This is a genomic window from Leptolyngbya sp. 7M (genome assembly GCF_018128485.1).
This window is the reverse complement of record NZ_CP070897.1, coordinates 1400299-1426506: the sequence shown is the minus strand read 5'-3', so window position 1 is coordinate 1426506 and position 26208 is coordinate 1400299. Positions and strand designations below refer to the sequence as shown.

Below are 26208 nucleotides of genomic sequence, written 5' to 3'. Positions count from 1 at the left end.
ATTAAAGATCCAGGCGACGATTAGGCGGCAAGAAGATCGTTGGAAGTTTCGGCAAATACCCGCCTTCCATTCAACGCATCATCAATGATCTCACGGACCGCCGAGGCATCAGGATTAACGTCCATGCGAGCGCACGCACGGAGGTGCCTGATTATCCCTTCAGTCGCGATCTCAACGCAATCACCGGTCAGCTTTGAGAACCGGCGAGCCTGAATATGATCGATCTGCAGGATCCTGTCCTGCAAAGTCATCGGTTTAGCTGCTGCCACTTGTTCTTCTCCTTTACTACGTAAAATTTACGTTATCCAAACCATTGACGGGCCTCGCAATCAATAAAAAAGGCGACGCATCGAAATACTACGTGGATAAACGTCTCAATCGACCAATCGCTCGGAAGCTCGAACCATCAATGTAATAATATGTTAACAGAAAATTCTAACAATGTCACCATTTTTTTTTCAGGTTGTGAACTTTTTCGCAAATTCATCCAGACACAAAAAAGCCAGTAAACTCAGATGTTTACCGGCTTTTTAAAAGTTATCGTATCCAACCTTGGCGATCTAGCTCACAGCATCTTTCATGGCCTTGCCGAGACGAAACTTTACGGTGGTCTTTGCAGGGATCTTGATAACCGCACCGGTAGCAGGATTTCGTCCTTCTCTTGCCTTTCGAGTAGCTTTGACCAGCTTTCCGAATCCGGGAACAGTGAACTCACCGTTCTTCTTTACTTCTTTAGTAGCAAGCTCTGCGAGGGAATCAAAAAATCCCTTAACGTCTTTTTTGCTCATGCCGCTTGCTTCAGCCATGCTGTTGATGATCTCCGTTTGTGTCATACGAGCCATAATATTGATTAACCTCCAAGGTGATTGAAATTAAAAACTGACTTTGATCCTTGCCTGCGAATGGAATGCGATCTCCGGCAAACTATTCAGGGAAACTTTCCAGCCTGATGGTCGGGGCGGCAAGATTCGAACTTGCGGCCTCACGGTCCCAAACCGTGCGCACTACCAGGCTGTGCTACGCCCCGTGAAAACCCCAGAATCAAGTGTCGAATTCTACAAGCGAAATTAAGCAAGGTCAAGTCAGATGCCCGAAAAATCAAGTAAATATCGAATAAAAATTGAGATCGCCCGCGCGCGATGGCTGATCCTTGCCTTAACTTGGGCAGGAAGCTCGCCGAAAGTTTCATCATATCCTTCGGGAATGAATATCGGGTCATATCCGAACCCTCCTGCACCTCGAGAGCATTCTGCTATCCTTCCTCTGCATTCCCCCTCACATACAAATCGCAGGTCGCCATCCGGCGATGCTAAAGCGATCGACGCTACGAAGCGCGCGGACCTCTTCTCCGGCGGCACATTCTCAAGTCGTTTTAGGACCAATGCGATCCTGCCGGCATCATCAAGCTCCGGTCCGCCGTAACGAGCAGAATGAACGCCGGGGGCCCCCTCAAGAGCATAGATCTCTAACCCCGAATCGTCAGCCATTGAATACATTCCGGAACCTCTTGCATAGCCGGTTGCCTTGATTACTGCATTCTCCTGAAAAGTGAGACCGGTTTCCTCCGGCGAGGGCAGATGAGGAAAGGAGTTCAGATCCAAGATCTCGAACGGATGGTCAGAAAGAAGTGCCCGCAATTCGCCGGCTTTGCCCGTGTTATGCGTTCCGATCAAGATTCTGCCAAAGTCTTTCACAGGAGCTTCGAAAACCTCACAATTTAATTCGCAGTCCGTAGCGCTGCATTGCTAAATAAAAACTTAAGTATTGCCAAAACAGCAGGATTAAGTGTATAAAATAAATGGCAGTTTCCCACGGCCGCTCACCGCTTTATCCCGCTTAGGAGACCATACCTTGACAGCAACTATCACAAGTCAACCTGTATTTGTGCCCGGAACTATCTATAACGGAGCCGTGATAGATATTCGCGTTTTAGACAATTCGCGTCCTACTGCACCTGCAGAGCTTGCCTATGAGCTAGGACTTTGGCTTGCAGGAATAGAAGCCTTTGCTACCGGATTCGAGTATCTCTTTATGGATGCCGGCGCTCGGAGTTTTGATTCGCGGAACTGGTACAAGGCCCTTCGTTTGACGCGCGCAGGGCTGCTGCGTGCTTCTGAGCTGCTCTCGCGATTGCGATATTCCGAATTTGACGATCCCCAAGCCAAGCCGATCGCAACGGGAGAAATGTATGTTGAGATCGCCGAAGTGATACGCTCGCTGCTTGTGCTCAATGAAAGCTTGGCTCGTGCCGGCAGCATGCGCGCTCATGAATGGAAAGCCTGGCGGACCTCCATACAGGAACGCCTGATCAACTCGAGCGCCGTTGACCGTTTTCAGTCGCTTGCACGCGATCCGGGCGAAAGTTCGCTTCCAGAGGCTGTGAAAAAGATGATCTCTGCAGCAGATCGCGTAGATCTCGAAACGGCCGAGCTTCTTGGCGTGTTACGTGAATATGCTTCAGTTCATAAAGCATTGACAGTTATCTCAAGGATGCTCCGCAACGATGAACCGTTGAAACCTGCTCTGCTGATATTCGCTTTCGTTCACGAGAAAGCCACTAATCTGATCCAACAGATCAATCATCGGCTTGCGATGCTCTCCGATGAGGAATCGGATTTCTTCATCGCACTGGACGCCGCCTCTTACACGACCTCGCTGGAACTTAAGAAAGCCTTTCAGCAAGAACTTTTAAATGTTCTAGGTATTCGGCCCGCTCAGATAGTTTATGCACGGATCGAGGTGGCTCAGTCGCTCTTATCGGCAAGTTTTGAAGAGGTGATCACAAGTTTTGCCAGATCGCTCGACCCTTCTAAAGTTGTCGCCGACATCTTCCCGGCGTTCAAGACAAAACTTGAACAATCTCTGGTGCTTCGCTCAGCCCTTGTCAGTTTGCTGAAGTCGGTGAAAGAAGCCGAGGCAAATGCTTCTCAAAGTAATATTGAGAATATGCGCAACACAGTAGAATTCTTCACGCACGAAGCAATGCACTTCTTATATTACAAGGATAAAGAAACGCTCGAACGCTTTATCGAAGAAGTGCAGTTCACGCGAGAGTTGACCGATCTTGTTCCCATTCTTCATCGTTTTGGAGCCTATCTGGAAACGCTTTTGGGTCAAGTCAATATGCGTGCTGTGCTGGCGAATCATCCGCTTGAGGACCACTAACATACCTGCCAGATCTTTCTTTATTGCGAGCGAAGCGTTGAAAGAGGTTTCTTGAATAAAACATCGAAGCTCGCTGCCGCACCGACCAGCATCACAATAACTGCGGTAACGATCGCACCCAAGATCAGCAGCATTGGTTCCGGCTGCCACTGTATATCCAACACAAAGCTACTTACGGCCCAAGACAGTATCGCAGCGAACCCGGAGCCGATCATTCCTGCCAATAGCCCCAGAATTCCGTATTCCCCAAAAAGTATCGAAACGAGCCCAATGCGTCGGGTCCCGAGTGTTTTCAGGATCGCATTCTCATAGATACGTTGAGACTTTGTCAGTGCTATCGAACCGATAAGTATTAAAATACCCGTCAAAACAACAAAGCCGCCGACGAAAGAGATCGCAAGAACGAAATTGTTTATCAGTTTTTGAACGGCAGAGATTATGTCGGCCACATCGAATATCTGAACATTTGGAAATCTATCCAGAACCTGTCGCTGCAAGCGTTGTCGTTCGGTCGGCTCCACCCGCTTCAATACTGTCGCAGCAAAACTCTGGGGAGCCTGCTCAAGCACGCCGGGACTGAACACAAATATAAATGCAGTCCTTGTATTTCGTAGATCTATGCTTCTTATCCCAGCCACGCGTGCCGTAATGGTTCGCCCGGAGATATCGAACGTGATCGAATCACCCGGAATGACCTTAAGCCGCGAAGCCATCACTTCTTCCACAGAGACTTCTGGAACAGTCTTATTGTTTACATCCCACCATCGACCGGCGATCACCTTTTCGTTTGCATCAAGCTGAGGTCGGTAAGTAACCGCAAATTCGCGTCCGATCTGTCCTTGCTGTTGGCGAACTTCCGGATTGCCGAAATCTATCGGTTTGCCATTTACAAATGCGATCCTGGCCCGAACTGTCGGGGTTATCTCCGGTTCTTCGCCGATCTTTTCCCGAATAACCTCCGCAAGATCCGTTACCTGACTTTTCTGAACATCGGCAAAAAAAAGAGCAGGAAGCCGCTGATTACGGGTAAAATCGAACTCCCGCACTAGGTTAGTTTGAAGCGATTGCACAGCAAGCACGACGAATGCTCCAAGTCCGACGGCCAATAAAACAACACGCGTTTGATTTCCCGGGCGATAAAGAGAATTTATAGCCTGACGGAAGGCGAAAGGCCCATAGCCCCTTAGCCGACTCAGCAGCTTAACGAGCAAATGCGCTGCTGCGAATAGAACTGCTGAGGTGATCGCCAAGCCGGCGATGAAGAAAATGCCGACCACTAAAGATCCAGCTTGCCAAATAGCAAGGGCGAGAACACCAGTAATGCATAACCCGCCTATCACCCACTTGAGCGGGTCAAGCTTTCGAAGGCTGGCATTGGTCTCATCTCTTAGAAGCAGACGAGGTTTGATATTTCTAACTTGCAGAAGCGGAAGGATCGAGAAAAGCGTCGAGATCAGAACACCCAATGCTATGCCTTGTAAAGCCGTGCCCGAGGCTATTGTGTACGACATCTTTTCCGGAAGATCTTCCGCGAAATGGCTTTGAACTAACCAGAGAGCCAATTGGGCAAGCACCAATCCGAACAAGCTACCGATCAGGCCTAGAGTAACTACCTGAAAAAGATAGACGGCTATGATCCGATTCCCGCTTGCACCAAGGCATTTTAGCACCGCGACGGCCTTTCGCTTTTGTTCAACGAATGCTCGTGACACGTTCCAAACACCCACACCGCCGAGTACGAGTATCAAAAGGCCTGTCAGCGCAAGGTAATTCTCTGTTCGAGCGAATTGCTCGCCGAGCCTTTCCTGCGTCTCGCGATAGGATTGAACCCGAAGCGTGGTTCCTTTCAGCTCGTCCCGAAGCCGCCCGACCAGACCGGTGGGGTTGTTCGATGTCCGGTATAGGATTGCTCGTCTTACACGGCTTGAGCTCTGCGTGATCCCAGCTTCTTCGAACGCACGTTTTTGAATGAAGACCCTCGGGCCAAGGCGGAATCCGCTTGCCCCTCCTGGCTCCTGATCGAAAGTTCCGCGTATCTCAAATTCCCCGCCGCCGATCTTGATGCGATCGCCGACCGCAACGCTAAGATCTTCAAGTAAGATCCGGGCCACAACTGCTCCGTTATTGGCCAAAAGCGAATGGTCGAAATCAGAACCATCATCAAGAACAAAACTCCCAACCAATGGGAAAGGCGGTTCGATCCCCTTTAAGAAAGCCTGTTCCCGCCAAGGCGCCTGACCCAAGCGGCATCACGTTAACCCGATCCCTGGCATCAGCAAGCCGATCCCGGTCCCGCTTCAGCATCTCAAAGTAAGCCAAGCACCAGTGCGCAAAAAGGATCGGTTGGGCTTTCTGTAAATGTGTGTAGCCAGGGATCGCCGCTTTTCGATGACGCTCTGCCAAGTCGAGCAAAGCGGACTGGGTTGACCGCACAAGCTCCTCGATCTCGTCTATTTCACCACGTAGCCAGTATCGCAAAGCTGTTGCGACCTGATCGTTCCGGCTGCGTCCGGTGTGGAGTTTTCGGCCTGCATCGCCGACCATTTCAATTAACTTTGATTCGATAAAAGAATGGACGTCCTCTAAGGGTGCCTCAAAATAGCTATCGCTCTTGGCATCACTGAGCATTTCCTCCAATGCCTCTATTATCGCTTTTGCCTCATCTGAGGTCAGCAAACCTGCATGCGAGAGCCCGCGCGCATGAGCGATGCTGCATCGGACATCCGCTGCAAACAACCGACGATCGAACCTAAACGAATTATTGAATTCAGAGAACGTTTCATTCGGGCCTTCGGTGAATCGACCGCCCCATAACTTGCCCGATTTGCTCATACTTATTCCCGTGAGAATATAATTGTAGATCGTACAATAGGTTTCGTGAAAGTAGCTCACGGCTTAAAGCTTATAGCTGAAACTATTCTTAAAACTAGACTTAAATGAAAGAAAAGATCAATAAGGTCGTACTTGCCTATTCCGGCGGGCTGGACACATCGGCGATGCTGCTCTGGTTGAAAGAGACCTACGACTGTGAAGTCATCTGTTACACAGCGGATGTCGGCCAGGGCGAGGAGCTTGACGGGCTTGAAGAAAAAGCGATCGCAACCGGTGCTTCTAAGCTTTACGTCGAGGATCTCCGGGAAGAGTTTGTTAAAGATTTTGTCTGGACGGCGGTCAAGGCAAACGCTTTGTATGAAGGCGTTTATCTGCTCGGCACATCGCTTGCCCGTCCCGTGATCGCAAAACGTCAGATCGAGATCGCACAGCGCGAAAGTGCGGATGCGGTCGCACACGGAGCGACCGGTAAGGGAAACGATCAGGTGCGTTTTGAGCTTACCTATTATGCTCTTCAGCCGGACATAAAGGTGGTAGCTCCCTGGCGGCATTGGGATTTCAAGGGCCGTGCGGACCTAATGGCATACTGCGAGAAACACGGAATTCCTGTGACTGCTTCGGCCGAGAAGCCATATTCGATGGACCGCAACCTGATGCACATAAGCTACGAGGGGGGCATTTTGGAAGACCCATGGACCGCACCTCCTGAAGGTATATTCTTATTAACCAAGTCGCCGGAGAATGCGGCAGACAAACCACAGGAGATAACTATCTCCTTCGAAAAAGGTGAGCCCACTGCGATCGATGGTGAAAAATACAGCCCGGTAGATTTGCTTTCGAAGCTGAATCATTTGGGAGGAGAGCACGGCATCGGCCGCGTCGATCTGGTCGAGAACCGCTTTGTCGGGATGAAATCGCGGGGTGTTTACGAGACACCGGGCGTGACGATACTGATGGCCGCCCACCGCGCGCTCGAATCAATAACGATGGACCGCGAGGTGATGCGCCTCCGAGATGCGCTCGGGACCAAGTTTGCCGAATCGGTCTATTACGGCTTCTGGTTCGCACCTGAATTCGAGATCCTACGATCGATGATCGACCAAACTCAAGAGGCTGTGACCGGCGACGTTCGCCTAAAGATCTACAAGGGTAACGTCATAATCAACGGCCGTAAATCGCCAAATTCGCTCTACCGCGAACGTGTCGTAACCTTCGAAGACGACGCCGGAGCCTACGACCAACACGACGCGGAAGGTTTTATAAAACTCCAGGCGTTGCGGCTGAGACTAAGGAATTTGGATTAGATGGCAACAATTGTTGATAAATGGCACGATGTGCTCCGCACGCGGGATGCGGGGCTGCTTGATGCGTTGCTGGCGGATGATGTCGTTTTCTATTCGCCGGTGGTTCATATCCCGCAAGCTGGGAAGGCGAAAACGGCGATGTATTTGACCGCGGCTATAAATGTTTTCGGCAATGACGGTTTTAGATATGTTCGTGAGATCGCTGGCAAGAGCGATGCCATGCTTGAGTTTGAAACCCAGATCGACGGCATCATGGTCAACGGCATCGATTTGATCAGTTGGAACAATGAGGGGCAGATCACCGAATTCAAGGTGATGATTCGTCCGCTTAAGGCGATCAACCTCATTCATCAGAAGATGGGTGAAATGCTCCAGCGGGTGGAGAAAGGACCAGCCTGAATGGAAAAGAGCGACGGCAAACTGCGCCTGGTGAGTATGAAGTAAATTCGCTTGTCCTGAACCCTTTCTTCACAGACAAAGCTCCATCCTGCGTTACAAGCGGCGAGATGCGAAAAGCAAAACAGAAAAGTTTGTAAAGGTAATATGCGACGCGGCTGCGCTCAAGGTCGATAACAAAGACTCCAAGCCTGGCAATGCGGGACATCTCGCTGATGGCGAGCGGGATCTGCTCGTCGTCGAGGTGATGTAGAAAGAGCGAAGAGATAACATAATCGAAAGAATTGCTGGCGAACGGCAGTCGGAATGCATCGCCACGTAATATGGTTAGCTCCGGAACATCTATCAGCTTATTTTTGGCAGCTTCCGCGGCGATCTCGTTCAGATCCAATCCAACAAGACGCGTCTTTATGTTTTGCCTCTGAGCGAATTCTGCTGTGATCCGCAACAGCTCTCCGCCGCCACACCCGACATCCAAAAGCGAGAATTCAGTGGCCTTGCCCCGCGTGATCTCACGAAACAAGGTTTTCTTTAATGCCAGGCCGTCGCCCAAGAATCGGTTAATGAACGCTATTTCCCTTAGAAAAAGCTGGTATTCGGCGAGGGAATAATCGCCGGTATCGATCCGCTCCGGCTCTGTCGAACGAGATTTGAACACATAAAGAGAATAGCAAAAACGTCCGCCAGAACGACGGACGTTTCACGATCAGATCAAAGGATTTAGTATCAACTCGAAGCCCGGTAAGCTGCTAGATTCGTTGAAAGCTTAACACTTCTGAGCGAAACCTGACCCAAGCGGGAAAAGTTGATCGATTCGCCCAGAATGCGCGTCGCTTCTTGAGGTGCATGAAAGCCCATCGAATTCTCTGCCTCGACAAAATCCAAAAAGAATTGAGCCTTTCTTTGAAAGTCACGTGATGCAGCTAGATCCGCATCGGATGCGCCGGCATTCTTTGCTGCCGTAATGTCTTGGATCAACTGCACGAGAGCATCCATTGCGATACTGCGAAGATTGTAAGTCCTTTCCTGAATGGTTTCTGCCCGAACCTTAAGTTCTTCCTCGGTTCCTTTGTGGCAGACCTGGCATGATGTGTTTATGCTCAGCAGCGGCGACCGTACGTGATGGCTACTTATCTTCATTGCTCCCTGACGCTCGTAGGGCATATGGCAATCAGCACACGAAACGCCTGCGCGGGCGTGAATCCCCTGATTATACATTTCAAACTCAGGATGTTGTGCCTTTAGAGCCTCGGCACCGGTCTGCTTGTGTGTCCAATCTTTATGCTTAACCTCGTCGTAATACTCAAGCATATTCTCGACCTTCAATCCCTTCTGCCAGGGATAAACAAGGGTTTTCTCCGGTCCTTTGAAATAGTATTCAACGTGGCATTGACCGCAAACATATGAGCGCATCTCTTGCCGGGTGGCATCACGATTTACATCGTAATTCTCAATTCCCTGCGAGGCCTTAACGAACTTTATGCCTTCCATAAAAGCTGGACGCGTGATACGCAACGCCATCGTCTGAGAATCGTGGCAATCGATACAGGCGACCGGATGAGAAACTTCCTTCCGAGCTTCCTGCCAAGGCATCTTGTTCAGCTCGTGGAAACCTTTAAAAATATCGCCATCGCCGAGCTTTTTATATGCCGGATAGGCAGAAGCATGGCAGTTTATGCACGTACCCGGCTGCTGCACCACCGCTTGGCGTTCAGTAAATGTTTGATCCTCAAGCATATAGGCGTGCCCACGCTCTTCGCGAAAATCAACCGCAAAGGCGTAGCCGTCCCACATAGTCTTCAATCGCGGATCCTCTTCCAACCTTGATTGCGCAACGATCGAACGCGGGTCGGCCTTGGTGGGCGTTCTGTGTATCGCTTCGCTTCCCCCGAATCGTGTTCGGACCTGATCTACCGTCCGGAGATAACTATCGTATTGCAACGGAAAATTCTTTCCCCAAACGGCCGGGTCATAAGTTTCGTCGTTAAGCTCAACAACGCGAAAGAATGGATTGCGCGCTTCCTGTTTTCGCTCAAAGATGTTCGTGAGCAGAGCCAAGCCAAGTATTGCCGCGGCAAATGATGCGAATGCGGCAAGAACCACAACCTTTAACCCGAACATTCTGGGTCGAGACTTAGCTGCTGTCGCTTTTGCTTCATTAGACTCAGCGGTGTTTTCAATTTTTTCTTCGCTCATTCATGACCTCTTCAATCAAGAAAGTGCCCATTAATGCATATGTCCTACGTTCCGGTGACACATTATGCAGGAAACCTGCTCGAACTCTTTTACCGATTCAGAGACGGTGATCGAGTGAACCATAGTCTGGTGGCACGTTCGGCATGATTGCTCAGTGATCTGCCGGTTTCGCTCATTTATTCTGATCGGTTCATGAAATCCGCCGACGGTAAAATAATACGAATGCCAAAATCCGTTCCAAGCCTTTGTTGAATATTTTCCGATTGTGTCGGGCGGGGTATGACAATCGTTGCAGCTTGCCACGGCCTTATGGCTAGATTTGAGCCAACCATCGTATTGCTCATTCATAATGTGGCAATTAGCGCAGGCTTCAGGATTGTTGGTCATATAGGAATACCCCTTGCCGTACCAGAAAGTAAAGAACCCGACCCCGATCGCAAGGCCAAGCCCGATCCCCGCCACGATCAATTTTAGAAGATATAATGACACGCCAGAAGAATCTGGTCGGGAATGTTATAGAAGAATCAGTCTGGCGTCAATCTTTATACGGAACCGCAGTGCTTCGGTCAATCGATAAATATCTCGTCCACGAAGATCCATGGGTCACCGCCGGCGCCGAGATGCCATGTTGGGATCTTGCCGAAATTGAATGCCCTCACACGGATATATCGGGCGGTTATCGGCTGCGATAAATTGGAATGAAATTCCTTTACTTGAGGTGTTTCATCCCGGACTGGAAAATTCGTTTTTATCTCGGCGATCTTTTGAAATGCAATGCCGTCGCCCGAGGCTTCGAACTCGACGCGGTCGGGCATCCATATCCACTAACGAACGGTTTGCAGAAAGCTGCCGCCGACGCGGTTAATGCGTGTCGGCCGTTTCAAGTCGATCACCGCTTCGAACGGCCGTCCCCAGAATCCTTGCCATTCACCGGCCGCGAAATTCGCGTTCCCGCGAAGCCCGTCGATGATCGTGTCTTCGCCGTTGCCGGGATATTGATGGTTGTATTCTGAATTGAGTTTTACCGTCCAATCGTTCGTTCGCTTCTGAAACCTGGCCTCGACTGGCAGACTGCGATTGCCTTTTTCATCGACAGCGATCGCCTTGACCTCGGCGGTTTCGGTTACCTCGAATGGTGCTAGGTACTGCTTTGATCTTTCGCTTGGAACTGTGCCGTCAGTCGTGTAAAAGACCTTCATTCCCGGCCAGATAGTTTTGATAGAAATACTCGCCTTTTCGCGAAAGGTTCGCGGGCCGTTGATGACCGGGACCGCGACATCGTTGGTCACGATCTTGCAGCATCGGAAACCGTCAATATCATCGGCCTTTTCTGCCATCTCAAATTCCAGCACACCGCCGTTCATAATGTCGGCGTGGCTAAGTGTAGCGAGGGGGTGACGCTTTCCATTCAGCGAGCGCGAACGCACATAAATGTTCTTTTCCGAGAGGCCCGCAGCCCGGATCGTGAAGGTCCGTCCATTCTCGAGATGGTATTTGATCTCAGGAAAGAGCGGCGTTCCGAACTCGTAATATAGCGTTCCCGGCGCGACCTGGTAAAAGCCGGAAGCAGAAAGCACATACCAGGCGGACATCTGCCCGCAATCTTCGTTGCCGATCAGGCCGTCGGGTGCATTCTTGTAAAACTCGTCCATTACCTTGCGGACGTACTTCTGCGCCTTTCCGCGTTGGTCAACGTAGTTATAAAGATACGGAATGTGGTGCGAAGGCTCGTTGCCATGGGCATATTGGCCGATCAGGCCGGTGATGTCCGGTTGAAAGCGGCCGGTCAATTTTTGCTCGGTCGTGAAAAGCTCGTCGAGCTTTGCGGCAAATTTCTCGCTCCCGCCCATCAGGTCGATCAAACGCGGGACATTATGCGGAACGAAGAACGAATACTGCCAGGAATTCCCTTCGGTGAAGTGAAAGGTAACTTCGTTCGGTGCAAAGGGCTCGATAAATCCGCCATTGCGTTTCGGTCGCATAAAGCCGGTTTCGCGATCGAATAGGTTTTCGAAGTACCGCGAGCGTCGTCGAAAGTTGCCGGCATCTGCTCTGTATTGGTCAATGGCCCGTTGGGTCTGCGCATCGGGGGAAATCTTCATCCGCTCTACGGCCAGGCCTTGCAAAAGTTCGGCCATCAGAGAGATGCACCAGTCGTTGTATGCGTATTCGAGGGTTTTCGAAACAGATTCGTTGTCGTCTTCGCCTGAGATATAGCCGCGGCGTTTGTACGCGGCAAGGCCGTGGTGGTCGAGGTTGGCGGAATGTTTTGCGGCGGCGTACGCTTTCTCGTAATCGAAGCCTTTGATGCCCTTTGCCATCGCGTCGGCGATCACGCTGACGGAGTGATAGCCGATCATCGTGTCGGTCTCTTCGCCCCACAATTCCCATACCGGCAGCCGCCCGCCTTGTTCATAGATCCGAATGAACGAATTGATGTAATCGACCGTCCGCCGCTGGTCGATGATGGTGTATAGCGGATGCGCCGCCCGAAACGTGTCCCAGAGCGAAAAAACGGTGTAATGGTCAGATGCTGAGGCACGCGCATCAGCAAGAGCCTTACTCGAACGTTGAGCGTTACGCCCTTGCTGACGCGCGGGTTTCTGCAATGTGTAGCCCGGAAGTTGATGAATTTTCCGATCATGGCCGAGATACCTGCCATCCACGTCATTAAAGACGTTCGGGTGGATCATCGTGTGATAAAGCGCGGTATAGAAAACGGTCCTCTGATCTTCCGTCCCGCCGGTAACTTCGATCTTCGACAGCTCTTTGTTCCACGCCGCTTTGGCATCCGCACGAACCTTGTCAAAATCCCAGTGCGGCAACTCGGTCTCGAGATTCTTGCGGGCCCCTTCGATCGAGACGTAGGAGATGGCGACTTTGACAAGCAGTTCCTCTCCGGATCTCTCGTCAAATCCAAGCACCGCGTATCGTGTCTCAGCGTTCGGATCTACACGGTCTCGACCAAGCTTAATCGACCCAAATGGCCTGCTGAACTCCGCGACAAAATAGACCCTCTGGTTCTTGGCCCAAGAAGATGAGGTGCGATAGCCTTCAACCTGCAGATTTCCATTACGGCTGATCGAATTGAGCCAGTAGTTCAACGCTCGATCGCGCCATTCAAGATCGATGATCACTCGCTGCATCGATCCGGTTGGAAACCGATATCGGTGAAACCCAACTCGCTCGGTTCCAGTAAGCTCGACGAGAATATTGTCATCAAGCTTTACAGTGTAGTAGCCCGGCTCGGCTCGTTCATTCGCGTGCGAGAACTTCTGGTGATATCGGCCATCTGTGATCGATCGGCCTCCTTCCGGCATTTTCGGTTCTACAGTGGTCGGCATGAACAGAATGTCGCTTCCATCCGGGATACCGGTGCCCGAGAGGTGAGTGTGCGAGAAGCCGTATATGATGTCGTCGGAGTAGTGATAGCCGGAAGAGCCGTCCCAGTTGTCGATGCGCGTGTCGGGCGAGAGCTGGACCATTCCGAACGGCATCGTCGCCCCCGGAAACGTATGCCCGTGGCCGCCCGTGCCGATGAAAGGATTTACCCACCGAGTATAATCGCGCGTCTGCGCGGTGAGCAGCGAGCAGTATGCGGTGAGCAGTGTCAGAACCGCCAGCGTAAGCAGGCGGCCAGTTCGGTACGGGTCCGAAGATCTCACAGCATGCGGACAACTGTAATTTCTCATGCACTTACTCCTGACTTCTGACTTCTTTCCTAATGCACAAACTCGCCGCCCCAAGCCTGGGTGAGGCCGCGGCCTTTGATGCCCCAGCGAAATCTAAAATGCGGATCGCCGCCGCGATGGTTGTATCGCAGTGACATCTTATGCAAGCCGGCTTTCAGCGGCACGATCGCCGAGCGGATCTTGCGGTCTTTTGTACCGGCATCGTCGATGATCTTATTATCACCGAGCAGAATGGTCGCATCCCAGGTCGAATCAACTTGGAATTCATATACCCCATCCTCAGGCACGCGGAAATAGCCGTCGAATGTGACGGCGAATGGTTTTTTCAACAGAGAAAGATGGACAGTCATCGCTGACCAGATCCCGGATCGCGCTCCTTTCCCTTGCCGCGGGAATAGTTTATTTTTTCACCAATCCCGCCCCGAGTCACTATTATGACTACACTTTTCGAGTAGCTGGCCAGTTGCTTCGCGGCTCGACAGGATTTACGCTTCCCCAGCCATCATGGCTCAATGAGTTTGTCCCGTATGGTGGTTATTTCTATTCTGTTTTTCCCCTCGGCAGTGTCCTCACAATGATCCCTGCCGCAGTCTTAAAGTCACTTGGAATCATCAATGAAATGCCATCCGCATTCCTCTCCGCGTTGTGCGCGGCGGGTTCTGCGTCATTTATGTTCTTGATCGCGAATAGGTACGGAGTACCCGGAATCAGGTCAATTCTAATGACGTTCGGCATATTATTCGGGACCTTTGCATGGACGAATCTGACAATGGGAGGAGCCTGGCAGCTTGCGTTAGGTTTTGCAATGCTTGGCGGATTCGGCGCTATCTATTTCGCTATTTTTGATCGAAGGCCGTTTATTGCAGGAGCATTTTTCGCGCTTGCTTTCGGGAACAGAACAGAGCTTTTGCTTACCGCACCGATCTTTATCTATCTTCTGATCCGAAAGAATTCGGAGAGCGGATCTACAAGCCTGAATGAGGTCGCTCAACTCATACGAGCCGGTTGGCGTCAAATATTCTCATTTTGTGTTATCCCGTTCATACTTGGCGTTTTCACCCTTGCGTATAATTTTGTCAGGTTCGATTCCCTCAGTGATTTTGGCTATTCCCGCATTCCCGGAGTTTTGCAAGAGCCCTGGTATCGCCACGGGATTTTCTCTGTCTGGTATATTCCGGGACAGATTTGGGAAATGCTATTCAAGCCTTGGGAGTACCGACCAACATTTCCATATTTAAGACCGAATGGCTTTAGCAGTTCAATTCTGATCAGCAGTCCGTTCATCCTTTTTGCATTGCGTTCCGGCGCTAGAGACGCAACCCTAAAGTACCTTTCTTGGTGCGCGCTTATTTTATTGTGTACTGTTCTGTGGATGCACGGTAATTCCGGTGGATGGCAGTTTGGCTACCGATATGCGATGGTCTGTCTGCCATGGTTGTTTATCATCTTACTTGAAAGTTCGCGTGAGCGTATCAGCCGGCTGGAATGGTCTGTTTATGCTTTTGCTTTATTCACGAATACTTACGCGACTTGGCTATTTCATTGGACCGGATATATGAAACAATAGCTGCAACTCAGGTAAACTGGACCTATGCCGATCCTTAAAAAACGTGAGATAGAAAGCCTTGAGCAACTTTCGGGTGAAGAGCTTGAACAATTTCTCGATACCCTTCCCGCAGGGCAGGCAACCATCAGCGCGTTGCTAGACCATATCGAGGACGAACTTTTTGAGAGCGAATGTAATCACAGTCTGCAGTACGCGATGAAATTTATGATGGACAATCGTCTTGATTTCGGGAAATTGACCCACTGGCTAACAGCAAACGGCGGGTATTGTGACTGCAAAATAATGGAACAGATCGCTCCTATTTGGCGCGCGAAATTTGGGGACGATTAGTAATCTTGGATTTTATTACACTATTTTTTATCAGATTTGCCATCTTGTCCGATGAAGGCTGTGGTGTGAGACATCTGAGTTAGCAAATGTTATTTGCCGGTATGACCAGAATGTAATACGCGTTAGGGACCACGCAGAAAACACAAGAGGAATTAGGATCCTGATCCATGTTGATTTGTATGAGGTGGATAATAGATGAGTTCAACAATGTTGCCATCGACGCCTTTTGTGTAGAACGATGAAGTTCCGTCGCGATGCGGTTTGATCGGGCGGCCTTCCTTTTCGGCGGCGGCAATAAGCTCTTCCATCGTTTCAACGCGAAGCCCAAAGTGCGGAGGATGTTTTGATCCGGGAGGAAGCAGAGCGATGCCGAAGCCCTTTACATCACGCATCATTGCCCAATCGTCATAAAGGGTTTCCACACTGAACCCAAGCCTTTTGTATTCCTCGACCGAATTCTGCAGATCGTCGCATTTGACGGCCACGTGATCGACGGTGCCCGAGAATCTTATCTCACTCATGTAAACTTCCTCTCTTGGCAGTATTTTAGCGCCGCCGGGACGTTTCTTAAAGAAATCAGCTCGAAATGCTTACCGATCGTTCGTGTGATAATTTGGTTGATATGAAGATCGCGTCGCTTCTGCCATCGGCAACAGAGATCGTTTGTGCGCTTGGTCTCAAGGAAAGTTTGGTTGGTATAACGCACGAGTGCGATTTTCCGGAGGATATTTCGGACAGGCCTCATCTTACCTCTAGTCGTATTTCGCATGAAACGATGACCAGCCTTGAGATAGACCACGCCGTTCGTTCACAACTTGACGGCCACGGGACGATCTATGATCTAGATACAGCATTGCTAGAGAGGCTTTCACCTGATCTTATAATCACGCAGGAGCTTTGCGACGTTTGCGCGGTCAACTACAAGATAGTGAATCAAGCTGCGAGAACTTATACTGCGGAAGCAACGGTGATCTCGCTTGAGCCGAATTCGATAGAAGACATTTTCGACACGATCGTAACCGTCGGAGAGCTAGCGGGCGTTCGAAAGAGGGCTGATGATCTAGTGGCGGATCTGGTAGGCCGCCTTGGAGCAATTTGGCAGAAGATCGAGTTTCTTGGACATCGGCCGAAGGTAATGATGCTTGAATGGCTTGAGCCGCCGTTCGCCCCGGGACATTGGGTGCCCGAACAAGTTGAAAAAGCTGGAGGACACTGTGTGCTTGGCCAGGCCGGAAGCCGTTCAGTAACGACAACCTATCAAGCGATCGCTGAATCGAATCCTGAGGTGCTCGTGCTTGTACCGTGTGGCTATTATATTGCCGATACTATGCGGCAACTTGAAAATACATACTTCCCAATAGAGTGGAAGGAAATGGAAGCCATCAAGCGCGGAGAAGTTTGGGCGATCGATGCGACAAGCTATTTTTCGCGTCCAGGCCCGCGAATAATTGATGGGGTTGAGATATTAGCAAAGGTGTTCCACCCTTCTATGTTTGGTTTCCCGGCACCGGAGGAAGCGATAAGGATCGAACGTGGCTTACTCAATTTTCCGGAGTAGGTAAAATGATCTGTGGGTTTGATCTTGAGGCCTTAGTTGCTCAGAAAGAAACCGTTTCTCAAGAAAAATATGGATAGATTTGCGATAGTTGTTATCTTCTTTGCCTTCAGTGCGTTTGTATTTGCACAGAACCCTTCGAGCGAGTTGGCTACCGCGGCCGGAATAAAGATAACGCCAACGGACCTTTCAGAGAACGCCAGGTCACTTTACGAGAAACAGAAGGAAGTTGCAGCATCAAATCGGAAGCGAATCCTTGAAAAGAAGATCGCGGAAATGCTACTGAACGCTGAGGGTCGATCGCGTGGCACTACCGGCGAACAGGTGCTCGCTGATGAGTTCAAGAGGTTAAAGCAACCGACGGATGTGGAGATCAAGACCATTTACGATGCTAACAGAGGAGCGATCGGCAACCGCTCTCTTGAGGAAGTACGACCGCAGATCGTTCGTTTTCTGATGCAAGAGCCTGAGGAGAAAGCAGAGAATGAATTGCTAACCCGCCTAAAAACAAAGTATCGTTTCTCACTCGGTACAGATGTTAACGCGGCTCCAAGAAAGCCGGCTGATGTTCTATTCATACTGGATGGAAAGCATTACACAGTGGGTGAATTCGAGAACGAGGAGCGCATCGCTCTTAATGACGTCGAAGTGCATATCTATGAAGAGCTTTATGCTGCCACAGAAGACGCATTGCTGATGAAACTGATCGATAAGGAAGCCGTGGAAAAGGGAACTGATCCCGGTGCGGTGATCGCGGCGGAGATAACCGATAAGATGCGCGAATTTTCTGACGCTGAACGGACGAATTTATGGTATGACCTGCAGCGCCGTCTATTCGCAAAATACGGAGCGAAGATATTGCTGCCGGAGCCTATGCCTCTTGTTTTGGAGGTCTCGGCGGATGATGACCCATTTCTCGGCCCAGCAACGGCGCCGGTCACCGTCGTTATGTTCAATGACTTTCAGTGTGGTGCGTGTGCAGCGTTTGGTCCAGTCGCACGAAAGGTTGCCGTAGAGTTTGGCAGTAAGGTGCGTCTGGTGATCCGTGATTTTCCGTTGGAATCCATTCATGAGAATGCCTTTCGAGCCGCCTTGGCTGCTAACGCGGCCGCGCGACAAGGAAAATATTTCGAGTATGGGGCGATACTCTACGGCAATCAGCGCTCGCTCGATGATGCTTCGCTTTTGCGATATGCGGGCGAACTTAAGCTTGATCTCGAAAGATTCAAGGCAGACATAGCCGATCCGAAGAACGCTGAAGAGATCCGAAAAGATATTGCGGACGGAAACAAATATGGCGTTAGCGGAACACCAACTGTTTACATCAATGGCATAAAACACCATGGGCTCTCCGAGCCAAAGTTTCGTGTCGCGATCGAAAGGACCCTAAATAGAGTAAAATAGCAGCTTATGCGAATGGTGGTATTATTATTGGTCGTTTTTGGTTTTGCAGGTTGTGGCGGAAACGCTCCCGCGAACAATGCAATAGTTACCAACGGGCAGGCGACCTCGCCCGTAAGAGCAATACCGACTTATTCATTCGAAGTCGTAAAGACGTATCCACACGACCCGACCGCGTTTACCCAGGGACTGGTTTATCATGGAGGGTTCCTTTATGAGGGCACTGGTGGTGAGGCAAAAGATTGGTTCATCTCCTCTATCCGCAAAGTGGATCTCAACACCGGAAAGGTCCTTCAGAAACACGAGATACCAAGAGAACTTTTCGGTGAGGGGATAGCCATTCTCAATGACAAGCTATTCCAATTGACATGGCGAAACGGGAAGGCGTTCGTGTATAACCTATCCGATTTCAGGCTACTGCAGGAATTTACTTATTCTGGACAAGGCTGGGGATTGACGGAAGATGGAACTAACCTCTACATGAGCGACGGCACCCACGTGATCCGCGTTATTGATCCTGAGAATTTCAAGACGGTCAAGACGATAGTTGTAAAGGATGAACGCGGACGGCCAGTAATGCAGCTAAATGAACTGGAATGGATAAAAGGAGAGATCTGGGCAAATATCTGGCAGAGGGACATTATTGTCCGTATCGACCCCAGCACAGGAAATGTAGTTGGGCGGATCGACCTTGAAAAACTTGCAGACGAAGAACGCCGCAAGAATGCCACCGGTCTCGAAGAGCGCCGGCCGGAAGTGCTTAATGGGATCGCATACGATGCGGAATCTGACAGGATATTTGTTACAGGCAAACTTTGGCGGAACATTTACGAGATAAAGCTCCAGCCTGCATCCTAAATGAGATCAACACAACACGAAACATATATGCGCAGGGCGATCGAGCTGGCCCGCGAAGGAATGAACGATGGCGGAGGCCCATTCGGATCTGTTGTCGTACGTAACGGACTCATTATCGGCGAAGGCGGCAACCGGGTAACCGCAACTAACGATCCGACGGCGCATGCTGAGGTAGTCGCAATTCGCCGGGCGTGTGCGGAGATAGGTTCTTTTACATTGGCCGGCTGCACAATATACGCTTCCTGCGAGCCGTGTCCGATGTGCTTAGGCGCAATCTACTGGGCACGTCTGGACCGGGTATATATCGCGTGCACGCGTCAAGACGCTGCGAATGCCGGTTTCGACGATGAGCATATTTACGAGGAATTGAGCGTCGCCCGCGATGAGCGACGTATCCCGATGATCAAACTCCTCCGCGAGGAAAGCCTGCTGGTCTTTGACGAATGGAGCGCAAAACCGGACAAAGTTGAATATTAGGAAGGGATGTCGAGCATATATTTTTATATTCTTCTTGCTTTGATCGTAGGGACCTTTCTTCCGCTGCAAGTCGGAGTTAACAGTAAGCTAGCGGATTCAGTGGGAAGTCCATTGATCTCGGCGTTCCTTTCTTTTTGCGTCGGGACGATCGCTTTGCTCTCATATATTCTGATCACCGGAACACCGATCGCAAACGCAGCTAATGCAAAGAATGCGTCACCGATCTCGTGGATCGGTGGTTTGCTTGGTGCATTCTATGTAGCAGTTTCAATTGTCCTTTTGCCCAAACTTGGCGTCGCAACCACTGTTACTTTGATCATCGCCGGCCAAGTGCTGATGAGTCTCGTAATGGATCATTTTGGTCTGCTCGACGTTCCTATAAAGGAAGTATCTTTCGCAAGGGTGTGCGGAGCGATACTTGTCATACTCGGCGTCGTATTGATCAGGAAATATTGATCGCAAAGATGCAGACCTGCCAAATTATCTGACCCAGATTTCCTGGAACAAATTCTTCCTAAGGTTGTCTATAAGAACAACCGTTGGCACCGGTATGCTGCAGGGAGGACTTAGAATGCTTGACAAATTAATAGAATCCGGTACCGACACACGCAAGAACAAAGGCCGCAGCGGCTATTTTGCCGCATCAACCTTCTTGATGAGCGGGATATTGATCGTCGGCCTGCTAATCAGTATATTTGGTGCGAACTTTGATATCGGAAATGGAGATCTGAATGTTTCCCAGATACTGGCACCGGTGATCGTCGATGCTCCGGAAGCTGAACCCCCGCGTGAGAATGATCCTGTGCCGCGAGATACCAGACGGGCGTCTGATCTGCCGATGCGAACCGCAGCCATACAACAGATAAGCGAAACACCCAATAAGATCGTACCCGTAGCGACAGGTAAGATCGAATTCAAAGAACGGCCTGATGGGCGTTTCACTATAGGAAAGTTCGATCTTGATCCGCCGGGGCCGGCGACAAATTCAGATGAGAGCCGGAGCACAGGCTCTGGAATCTCACGAACGGGTGGCTTCGGCGAATCAGTAGCTGTTGTATCGGATAAGACGCTGGCAGAACCTCCCCCGGCAATAAAGCGGCCAGAATCAAATAGGAACACGGTGGTTTCGCTCGGACCGGTGAACGGAAAGGCGGTATCTCTTCCGAAGCCGGCGTATCCTGAAACGGCAAAAGCAGTGCGGGCGGAAGGGTCAGTACAAATACAGATAACGATCGATCGCGACGGTTCGGTGATCTCCGCGAAGGCTTTGAATGGCCATCCGATGCTTCGTCGCACGGCTGAAGAAGCCGCGCGTCGGGCAAGGTTCACGCCTACGCTACTATCGAATGAGCCCGTTCGGGCCACTGGTATAATCACATACAACTTTCAGCTTAATTAAATTGGTCAAATCGTTCAGTTAGCTAGACGGGTCCGAAATACCATGAGATGTTCGGACCTATTAAACTATCGGCGAGAAAGAAGATCGATAAAACCTTCCGTGTCTAGATCATATATCGGAACGGGAAATTTGGATCTGAGTTCGTCGAACGTCATTCCGTCAAGCAGTATTGGCTCATCGGATTTGATCGTGTGCTTGGGGATGATGGCGAAATCGCCGACTATTTTATCCTTCATCGCTAGAAGATCCTGGCCCGTCAGCAATCCCGCGACCGAAACGTCACCGCCGAAATAGGTGTTCGGTACCGCGATCACCGAAAGACGCGTTCCGGCTAGGCGATCGTACTTTGCCACCATCTCGCCGAGTAGCGGAGCGAACATCTCACCGGTAAGGATCGTCCCGCAAAGCTTGGCGCCATTTGCAAATTTAAGAAGCGGTCCTGATGTCATTTTGCGCGCCGGAATACGGGCTTCCGGGTGTGTTCTCGTATTACGAAAATATTCACGTGCTATGGTTACGGCTTCTGCTCTTTTTTCTGCATCGCGCTTTCGGTCGAGCATCCGTTCAAATCGTTCGATGAAGGTTCTAACCATCCCGACGCCATCCTCGATCTGCGGATAGTTTCCATAGTGTGTGCGCGAGGGAATGTTTACCCCGGCTTTGAGGTAGATCTCGTCACCAAGAAAGGCAAAGGTAACACCAAGCGTCTTTCGAAATTCTTTTTGTAGCCGCTCTGCTTCCTTGATCGTGCGCCGACAAAACTCAGGCGTAACTCGCGTAAGTCGCTCGTCAGTATTGTATCGGGTCAAGGCGACCGGAACGACCGCAACCGAAACTATTTTCGGATGATGTTCGGCTAGATCGCGAAGCGTCTTTTCAAGGATAGCCCCGTCGTTGATCGTCGGGCACAGCACGACCTGAGCGTGTATTTCGATGCCGTTATCAAGCAGCGTTTTAAGTTTGTCAGAAATATCCGCACGCGACTCATCAACCCCCAGAAGATAGGCTCGAGTTTTTAGATCGGTAGCGTGTATCGAAACGTATTGCGGAGATAGACGCTGTTCTATGATCCGCCGCATCTCGTCGGGCGTGATCGAAGAGAGAGTCGTGTAATTTCCATAGAGGAACGAAAGGCGAATGTCCTCGTCGCGGACGAAAAGTGACGGCCTTGCATCTTCCGGGTTTCCCTTGCAGAAACAAAAAAGACATTCGTTCGCGCATTGCCGGGGTACGATTTGCTCGAACGTAAGCCCGAAGTCCTCGCTCTCGTCGCGGTCGAATTCAATCTCTTCCGTATGGCCGTTTGGCTTTTTGACGTGAAAAACAAGCTCGGTCTCCCCGGCAGTCTGAAAGCGGAAATCGAGATAATCGCGAACCGGTTTGCCATTAACGCGAACGATGCGGTCACCCGGGCAAAGTGTGCTTTTCAATACCGGCTCAGGTGTAAAATACCTTGAGGCGTTTCAATAAACCGATCAGTCAATGGGACTCAGCAAAAAGATACAAGGGATCCGTGAACTTTGGCAATTTGATAACCGCTTTGAACTGATATTTGAACGGCTCTTTCGGCCAGGAAAAACAACTCTTACCTACCAATACAAAGGCCTCAAGTTTATTACTGATCATTCTGCGGGAGACGCTAACGGCGCACGTGCCTTACTCACATCGGATATGTACCGTGTGTTTCTTGAAATGATGGAGTTGCCTGAGAAACTGACCGTCTTGGACATTGGAGCAAATAACGGTGGTTTTCCGCTATTACTTCGTTCTGAAGGATATCCGATCGGGAAACTCCTCTCGATAGAATTGAACCCTGCAACATTCGAAAGGTTGAAACAAAACATTGGACTGAACTTTGGAGTTGAGGCCGAATGTCTTAATGCGGCTGTCTGCGGGGAAAGTCGCATGATCGCATTCGCCGAGGGAGCCGCCGGCACCTCTGATAACATCTACCAAACCGCTCGGTCCGGATCAGGCAAACAAAGAAGTGTTCCTGGAATAACGCTCGACCAGGCGATCGAGAAACTTGGTCGGGACGCGATCGATATTTGCAAGATGGATATCGAAGGAGCCGAGTTCGAGATATTCGCTGGGCCAAGCGCGGCCAAGTTGAAAAAATGCCGATATCTTCTTATAGAGATACACCATTATCCCGAGCCGGCCAGGAACCGTGAACTTGTAAGGAGTGCATTAACAGCGTTGGGATTCACTGAGATAAGCCCACCTCCCAACGACGACAAACATCATGTCCATTGCTTTAAAATGTCTGTTGATAGATTTAGTACCCATTGAACAGAAGATAATCATAGACATTTTTTATATTCTAGATCCTCACCTCCGCCTCATTTACTTTAAAGTTCAACTATTAATGAAGCCGTGCCCTGTGAAAGAAAACATACGGCTTTGTTTAATGACCTCTATGATCCTCCCGCCATCCTATGCTCTGCACCGAGGGCTATAAATCTCATTTCATCACCTTCAGCAGCGATGCGAACCGTCTGGCCGGGACCGATCTCGCCGTTCAACAGCTTTACGGCAAGCGGGTTTTGGATCAGCGACTGGATCGCACGCTTCAAGGGGCGGGCACCGTAAACCGGATCATAGCCTTCCCTTACGATCAGTTCACGAGCCGTGTCTTCCAATTCAAGCGTTATGTTTCGCTCTGCAAGGTTCGCCCTCAGTTTCTCAAGCTGAACATCGATTATAGTGGCGATCTCCTCTTTGGTGAGTTGCTTGAATACAACGATATCGTCGATCCGATTCAAAAACTCCGGTTTGAAATGGTCGCGTAACACTTGAAGTATATTCGCACGAATGTCCCTGTCCGCAAGCGGATTCTCAGCAGCCGCCTGTATCTCGCGGGAGCCGAGATTCGAAGTCATTATCAGGACCGTATTCTTGAAATCGACAACGCGCCCCTTGCTGTCGGTAAGGCGGCCATCGTCTAGAATTTGGAGAAGAACATTAAACACATCCGGATGCGCTTTTTCGATCTCATCGAACAGAACTACCGAATACGGCCTACGCCGAACGGCTTCGGTCAGCTGGCCGCCTTCGTCATATCCTACATAGCCCGGCGGGGCACCTATCATCCTGGCGACTGCGTGCTTCTCCATATACTCCGACATATCAAGCCGCACCATTGCACGCTCGTCGTCAAAAAGAAATTCCGCAAGTGCCCTCGCAGTTTCTGTTTTACCGACACCGGTCGGGCCAAGAAAGATAAAGCTACCAACCGGCCGATTCGGATCTTGCAAACCGGCCCTTGCACGTCTAACGGCGTTTGATACTGCCGACAGTGCTTCATTTTGCCCGATCACCCGGCGGCCAAGATTCTCTTCCATCTTGACAAGCTTTTGCATCTCCCCTTCGAGCATTTTCGACACAGGAACGCCTGTCCATTTCGCAACGACCTCTGCAACGTCTTCTTCGTCGACCTCTTCTTTGAGGAAGACGCCGTCCTTCTGTAGCTCCTCCAACCGCTTCTGTTCGGACTCGATCTGTTTCTCAAGCTCCGGAATCCTTCCATACTGAAGTTCAGCCGCTTTGGTAAGATCACCTGCCTGACGGGCGCGATCGAGTTCAAGCTTCGCCTCCTCAAGTTGCTCTTTGCCAGTGCGCATCTTTTCGATCTCTTCCTTTTCGGATTGCCACTTGGCCTTCATTGCGGAAGATCTTTCCTGCAGATCGGCGATACGTTTTTCGATGTCATTAAGCCTTTCTTTGGATTTAGCATCGGTCTCACGAGACAGCGCCTGCTTCTCGATCTCGAGCTGAAGTATCTCTCGCTCAAGCTCATCGATCTCCTGAGGCAGCGAATCGATCTCGATCCGGATACGTGAGGCAGCCTCGTCTATCAGATCGATCGCCTTGTCAGGCAAAAAGCGGTCAGTAATGTAGCGGTTCGACAAGGTCGCCGCGGCAACTATGGCGGCATCCTTAATGCGGACACCATGATGGACCTCGTATCTTTCTTTTAGTCCGCGCAAGATCGCGATCGTGTCCTCAACGGTCGGCTCGCCGATATAGACTTGCTGAAAACGCCGCTCAAGAGCCTTGTCCTTTTCGATGTATTTCTGATACTCGTTAAGCGTTGTCGCCCCGACGGCGCGAAGCGTGCCACGGGCAAGCGCCGGCTTCAACATATTCGAAGCGTCAATCGCCCCCTCGCTTGCACCTGCACCAACGAGCGTATGCAACTCATCAATAAATAGAATTATCTGGCCTTCAGCTTTCTCGATCTCTTTCAGAACGGCCTTTAGTCTGTCTTCAAACTCGCCGCGATACTTCGCGCCGGCGAGCATCGCTCCCAGATCGAGCGAAACCAACCTTTTGTTCTTTAAGGTCTCAGGAACATCGCCCGATACAATTCGCTGTGCCAATCCCTCCACGATCGCTGTCTTACCGACACCGGGTTCGCCGATCAATACCGGATTGTTCTTTGTGCGTCGGGAAAGTATCTGAATTGTTCGCCGGATCTCATCGTCTCGGCCGATAACCGGATCAAGTTTTCCTTTTCTTGCCCGTTCGGTCAGGTCCAGTGCATATTTTTCAAGGGCCTGAAAATTCTCCTCAGCGTTCTGGTCAGTTATCCTCGAACCGCCGCGCATATCGTTGATGACCTTTTCAAGATCTTCGCGGGTTATGCCATTCGACCGAAGGATACGTCCCGCATCACCGTCTTTTTCAGAGGCGATAGCAAGAAGCAGGTGTTCAGTGGAGATGTATTCATCCTCCATTTTCTCTGCCTCTTTCTGAACCTCCTGAAAGATGGTATTCGTGCGAGAGCTGAAGTATTGCTGCCCGCCGGATACTTTCGGCATCTTATCTATTGCAGCCTGTAGCTCGCTGATCAGAGGAGATGAATTAGCCCCGATCTTTCCAAGGATCGGCCGCACAACTCCCTCTTTTTGCTCCAGCATCGCGAGGAGAATATGTTCCGGCTCGACCTGCTGATTTTGATTTTTCTCAGCAACACCGATAGCTGCCTGGACAGCCTCCTGTCCTCGAATTGTAAACCTGTCGAATCGCATAAC

At 50.5% G+C, this 26208-nt stretch carries 26 protein-coding genes and 1 tRNA gene; 12 read left to right on the top strand and 15 right to left on the bottom strand.

Annotation, left to right across the window (positions count from 1 at the left end):
• Window positions 1-20: 20 nt before the first annotated feature.
• The 4 genes from JVX88_RS06755 to rdgB form a co-directional block, all read right to left on the bottom strand.
• Entirely contained in the window at window positions 21-269 is a 249-nt protein-coding gene (locus tag JVX88_RS06755; protein ID WP_211626568.1) for a hypothetical protein, read from the bottom strand.
• Window positions 270-560: 291 nt separating this feature from the next.
• Window positions 561-842: an HU family DNA-binding protein gene (locus tag JVX88_RS06750; RefSeq protein WP_211626567.1), complete on the bottom strand. Its 282-nt coding sequence runs from the start codon at window positions 840-842 to the stop codon at window positions 561-563.
• A 108-nt stretch (window positions 843-950) separates the two neighbouring features.
• Window positions 951-1027: transfer RNA gene (locus tag JVX88_RS06745), tRNA-Pro, on the bottom strand.
• Window positions 1028-1082: 55 nt separating this feature from the next.
• The gene (gene rdgB, locus JVX88_RS06740) at window positions 1083-1694 is read right to left on the bottom strand and encodes an RdgB/HAM1 family non-canonical purine NTP pyrophosphatase (protein WP_211626566.1); all 612 of its coding nucleotides are present in this window, start codon (window positions 1692-1694) and stop codon (window positions 1083-1085) included.
• 157 nt (window positions 1695-1851) lie between these two features.
• Between rdgB and JVX88_RS06735 the strand changes: the two genes are divergently transcribed.
• Window positions 1852-3165 (top strand): hypothetical protein, encoded by a 1314-nt coding sequence (locus tag JVX88_RS06735; protein WP_211626565.1) that lies wholly within the window; start codon window positions 1852-1854, stop codon window positions 3163-3165.
• A 20-nt stretch (window positions 3166-3185) separates the two neighbouring features.
• Here JVX88_RS06735 and JVX88_RS06730 read toward each other — a convergent pair whose 3' ends face one another.
• Together JVX88_RS06730 and JVX88_RS06725 are read right to left on the bottom strand one after the other, a co-directional pair.
• Window positions 3186-5348: an ABC transporter permease gene (locus JVX88_RS06730; protein WP_211626564.1), complete on the bottom strand. Its 2163-nt coding sequence runs from the start codon at window positions 5346-5348 to the stop codon at window positions 3186-3188.
• Window positions 5326-5997: a lyase family protein gene (locus JVX88_RS06725; RefSeq protein WP_211626563.1), complete on the bottom strand. Its 672-nt coding sequence runs from the start codon at window positions 5995-5997 to the stop codon at window positions 5326-5328. The genes JVX88_RS06730 and JVX88_RS06725 overlap by 23 nt, the downstream gene beginning before the upstream one ends.
• Window positions 5998-6101: 104 nt before the next feature.
• On the opposite strand from JVX88_RS06725, the gene JVX88_RS06720 reads away from it, so the two are divergent.
• Entirely contained in the window at window positions 6102-7301 is a 1200-nt protein-coding gene (locus JVX88_RS06720; protein ID WP_211626562.1) for an argininosuccinate synthase, read from the top strand.
• Window positions 7302-7700 (top strand): nuclear transport factor 2 family protein, encoded by a 399-nt coding sequence (locus JVX88_RS06715; protein WP_211626561.1) that lies wholly within the window; start codon window positions 7302-7304, stop codon window positions 7698-7700. It begins immediately after the preceding gene.
• Here JVX88_RS06715 and JVX88_RS06710 read toward each other — a convergent pair.
• From JVX88_RS06710 to JVX88_RS06685, 6 genes are all read right to left on the bottom strand, one after another.
• Complete coding sequence (locus JVX88_RS06710; RefSeq protein ID WP_211626560.1) at window positions 7645-8355, bottom strand: methyltransferase domain-containing protein; 711 nt, start codon at window positions 8353-8355, stop codon at window positions 7645-7647. The two genes, JVX88_RS06715 and JVX88_RS06710, sit on opposite strands and share 56 nt — an antisense overlap.
• Window positions 8356-8423: 68 nt before the next feature.
• Window positions 8424-9893: an ammonia-forming cytochrome c nitrite reductase subunit c552 gene (locus JVX88_RS06705; RefSeq protein ID WP_211626559.1), complete on the bottom strand. Its 1470-nt coding sequence runs from the start codon at window positions 9891-9893 to the stop codon at window positions 8424-8426.
• Between the two features lie 30 nt (window positions 9894-9923).
• On the bottom strand, window positions 9924-10382 hold the full coding sequence (gene nrfH / locus JVX88_RS06700) for a cytochrome c nitrite reductase small subunit (RefSeq protein ID WP_211626558.1): 459 nt from the start codon (window positions 10380-10382) through the stop codon (window positions 9924-9926).
• A 77-nt stretch (window positions 10383-10459) separates the two neighbouring features.
• Complete coding sequence (locus JVX88_RS06695; RefSeq protein WP_211626557.1) at window positions 10460-10708, bottom strand: hypothetical protein; 249 nt, start codon at window positions 10706-10708, stop codon at window positions 10460-10462.
• Window positions 10709-10717: 9 nt separating this feature from the next.
• Window positions 10718-13585: a GH92 family glycosyl hydrolase gene (locus JVX88_RS06690; RefSeq protein ID WP_211626556.1), complete on the bottom strand. Its 2868-nt coding sequence runs from the start codon at window positions 13583-13585 to the stop codon at window positions 10718-10720.
• A gap of 29 nt (window positions 13586-13614) precedes the next feature.
• The gene (locus JVX88_RS06685; RefSeq protein WP_211626555.1) at window positions 13615-13914 is read right to left on the bottom strand and encodes a PA14 domain-containing protein; all 300 of its coding nucleotides are present in this window, start codon (window positions 13912-13914) and stop codon (window positions 13615-13617) included.
• Here JVX88_RS06685 and JVX88_RS06680 point away from each other — a divergent pair.
• Both JVX88_RS06680 and JVX88_RS06675 read left to right on the top strand, forming a co-directional pair.
• Window positions 13902-15152, top strand: coding sequence for a hypothetical protein (locus JVX88_RS06680; protein ID WP_211626554.1), 1251 nt, complete (start codon window positions 13902-13904; stop codon window positions 15150-15152). The genes JVX88_RS06685 and JVX88_RS06680 overlap by 13 nt on opposite strands.
• A gap of 24 nt (window positions 15153-15176) precedes the next feature.
• Complete coding sequence (locus JVX88_RS06675) at window positions 15177-15482, top strand: DUF2695 domain-containing protein (protein WP_211626553.1); 306 nt, start codon at window positions 15177-15179, stop codon at window positions 15480-15482.
• Between the two features lie 152 nt (window positions 15483-15634).
• Here JVX88_RS06675 and JVX88_RS06670 read toward each other — a convergent pair whose 3' ends face one another.
• The gene (locus JVX88_RS06670) at window positions 15635-16003 is read right to left on the bottom strand and encodes a VOC family protein (RefSeq protein ID WP_211626552.1); all 369 of its coding nucleotides are present in this window, start codon (window positions 16001-16003) and stop codon (window positions 15635-15637) included.
• A gap of 65 nt (window positions 16004-16068) precedes the next feature.
• Between JVX88_RS06670 and JVX88_RS06665 the strand changes: the two genes are divergently transcribed.
• From JVX88_RS06665 to JVX88_RS06640, 6 genes are all read left to right on the top strand, one after another.
• Window positions 16069-17040, top strand: a complete 972-nt coding sequence (locus tag JVX88_RS06665) for a cobalamin-binding protein (RefSeq protein ID WP_211626551.1) — start codon at window positions 16069-16071, stop codon at window positions 17038-17040.
• 69 nt (window positions 17041-17109) lie between these two features.
• On the top strand, window positions 17110-18441 hold the full coding sequence (locus JVX88_RS06660; protein WP_211626550.1) for a DsbA family protein: 1332 nt from the start codon (window positions 17110-17112) through the stop codon (window positions 18439-18441).
• 12 nt (window positions 18442-18453) lie between these two features.
• On the top strand, window positions 18454-19296 hold the full coding sequence (locus tag JVX88_RS06655; protein ID WP_211626549.1) for a glutaminyl-peptide cyclotransferase: 843 nt from the start codon (window positions 18454-18456) through the stop codon (window positions 19294-19296).
• Window positions 19297-19773: a nucleoside deaminase gene (locus JVX88_RS06650; RefSeq protein ID WP_211626548.1), complete on the top strand. Its 477-nt coding sequence runs from the start codon at window positions 19297-19299 to the stop codon at window positions 19771-19773.
• A gap of 6 nt (window positions 19774-19779) precedes the next feature.
• Entirely contained in the window at window positions 19780-20229 is a 450-nt protein-coding gene (locus JVX88_RS06645; RefSeq protein ID WP_211626547.1) for a DMT family transporter, read from the top strand.
• Window positions 20230-20344: 115 nt separating this feature from the next.
• On the top strand, window positions 20345-21172 hold the full coding sequence (locus JVX88_RS06640) for an energy transducer TonB (protein WP_211626546.1): 828 nt from the start codon (window positions 20345-20347) through the stop codon (window positions 21170-21172).
• 65 nt (window positions 21173-21237) lie between these two features.
• Here the strand turns inward: JVX88_RS06640 and JVX88_RS06635 are convergent, their stop codons facing one another.
• Window positions 21238-22602 (bottom strand): DUF512 domain-containing protein, encoded by a 1365-nt coding sequence (locus JVX88_RS06635; RefSeq protein ID WP_211626545.1) that lies wholly within the window; start codon window positions 22600-22602, stop codon window positions 21238-21240.
• A 52-nt stretch (window positions 22603-22654) separates the two neighbouring features.
• On the opposite strand from JVX88_RS06635, the gene JVX88_RS06630 reads away from it, so the two are divergent.
• Window positions 22655-23464: an FkbM family methyltransferase gene (locus tag JVX88_RS06630; protein ID WP_211626544.1), complete on the top strand. Its 810-nt coding sequence runs from the start codon at window positions 22655-22657 to the stop codon at window positions 23462-23464.
• 125 nt (window positions 23465-23589) lie between these two features.
• Here the strand turns inward: JVX88_RS06630 and clpB are convergent, their stop codons facing one another.
• Complete coding sequence (gene clpB / locus JVX88_RS06625) at window positions 23590-26205, bottom strand: ATP-dependent chaperone ClpB (RefSeq protein ID WP_211626543.1); 2616 nt, start codon at window positions 26203-26205, stop codon at window positions 23590-23592.
• Window positions 26206-26208 lie beyond the last annotated feature (3 nt).

What these genes read in the sequence shown, in the direction of transcription:
- JVX88_RS06680 (WP_211626554.1), top strand. Translation starts at nt 13,902, where the DNA reads ATGGTTTTTTCAACAGAGAAAGATGGACAGTCATCGCTGACCAGATCC.
- JVX88_RS06660 (WP_211626550.1), top strand. Translation starts at nt 17,110, where the DNA reads ATGGATAGATTTGCGATAGTTGTTATCTTCTTTGCCTTCAGTGCGTTT.
- JVX88_RS06750 (WP_211626567.1), bottom strand. Translation starts at nt 842, where the DNA reads ATGGCTCGTATGACACAAACGGAGATCATCAACAGCATGGCTGAAGCA.
- JVX88_RS06665 (WP_211626551.1), top strand. Translation starts at nt 16,069, where the DNA reads ATGCTTACCGATCGTTCGTGTGATAATTTGGTTGATATGAAGATCGCG.
- JVX88_RS06705 (WP_211626559.1), bottom strand. Translation starts at nt 9,893, where the DNA reads ATGAGCGAAGAAAAAATTGAAAACACCGCTGAGTCTAATGAAGCAAAA.
- JVX88_RS06675 (WP_211626553.1), top strand. Translation starts at nt 15,177, where the DNA reads ATGCCGATCCTTAAAAAACGTGAGATAGAAAGCCTTGAGCAACTTTCG.
- JVX88_RS06720 (WP_211626562.1), top strand. Translation starts at nt 6,102, where the DNA reads ATGAAAGAAAAGATCAATAAGGTCGTACTTGCCTATTCCGGCGGGCTG.
- JVX88_RS06645 (WP_211626547.1), top strand. Translation starts at nt 19,780, where the DNA reads ATGTCGAGCATATATTTTTATATTCTTCTTGCTTTGATCGTAGGGACC.
- JVX88_RS06670 (WP_211626552.1), bottom strand. Translation starts at nt 16,003, where the DNA reads ATGAGTGAGATAAGATTCTCGGGCACCGTCGATCACGTGGCCGTCAAA.
- JVX88_RS06695 (WP_211626557.1), bottom strand. Translation starts at nt 10,708, where the DNA reads ATGCCCGACCGCGTCGAGTTCGAAGCCTCGGGCGACGGCATTGCATTT.
- JVX88_RS06650 (WP_211626548.1), top strand. Translation starts at nt 19,297, where the DNA reads ATGAGATCAACACAACACGAAACATATATGCGCAGGGCGATCGAGCTG.
- clpB (WP_211626543.1), bottom strand. Translation starts at nt 26,205, where the DNA reads ATGCGATTCGACAGGTTTACAATTCGAGGACAGGAGGCTGTCCAGGCA.
- JVX88_RS06715 (WP_211626561.1), top strand. Translation starts at nt 7,302, where the DNA reads ATGGCAACAATTGTTGATAAATGGCACGATGTGCTCCGCACGCGGGAT.
- JVX88_RS06690 (WP_211626556.1), bottom strand. Translation starts at nt 13,585, where the DNA reads ATGAGAAATTACAGTTGTCCGCATGCTGTGAGATCTTCGGACCCGTAC.
- JVX88_RS06655 (WP_211626549.1), top strand. Translation starts at nt 18,454, where the DNA reads ATGGTGGTATTATTATTGGTCGTTTTTGGTTTTGCAGGTTGTGGCGGA.
- JVX88_RS06725 (WP_211626563.1), bottom strand. Translation starts at nt 5,997, where the DNA reads ATGAGCAAATCGGGCAAGTTATGGGGCGGTCGATTCACCGAAGGCCCG.
- JVX88_RS06630 (WP_211626544.1), top strand. Translation starts at nt 22,655, where the DNA reads ATGGGACTCAGCAAAAAGATACAAGGGATCCGTGAACTTTGGCAATTT.
- JVX88_RS06640 (WP_211626546.1), top strand. Translation starts at nt 20,345, where the DNA reads ATGCTTGACAAATTAATAGAATCCGGTACCGACACACGCAAGAACAAA.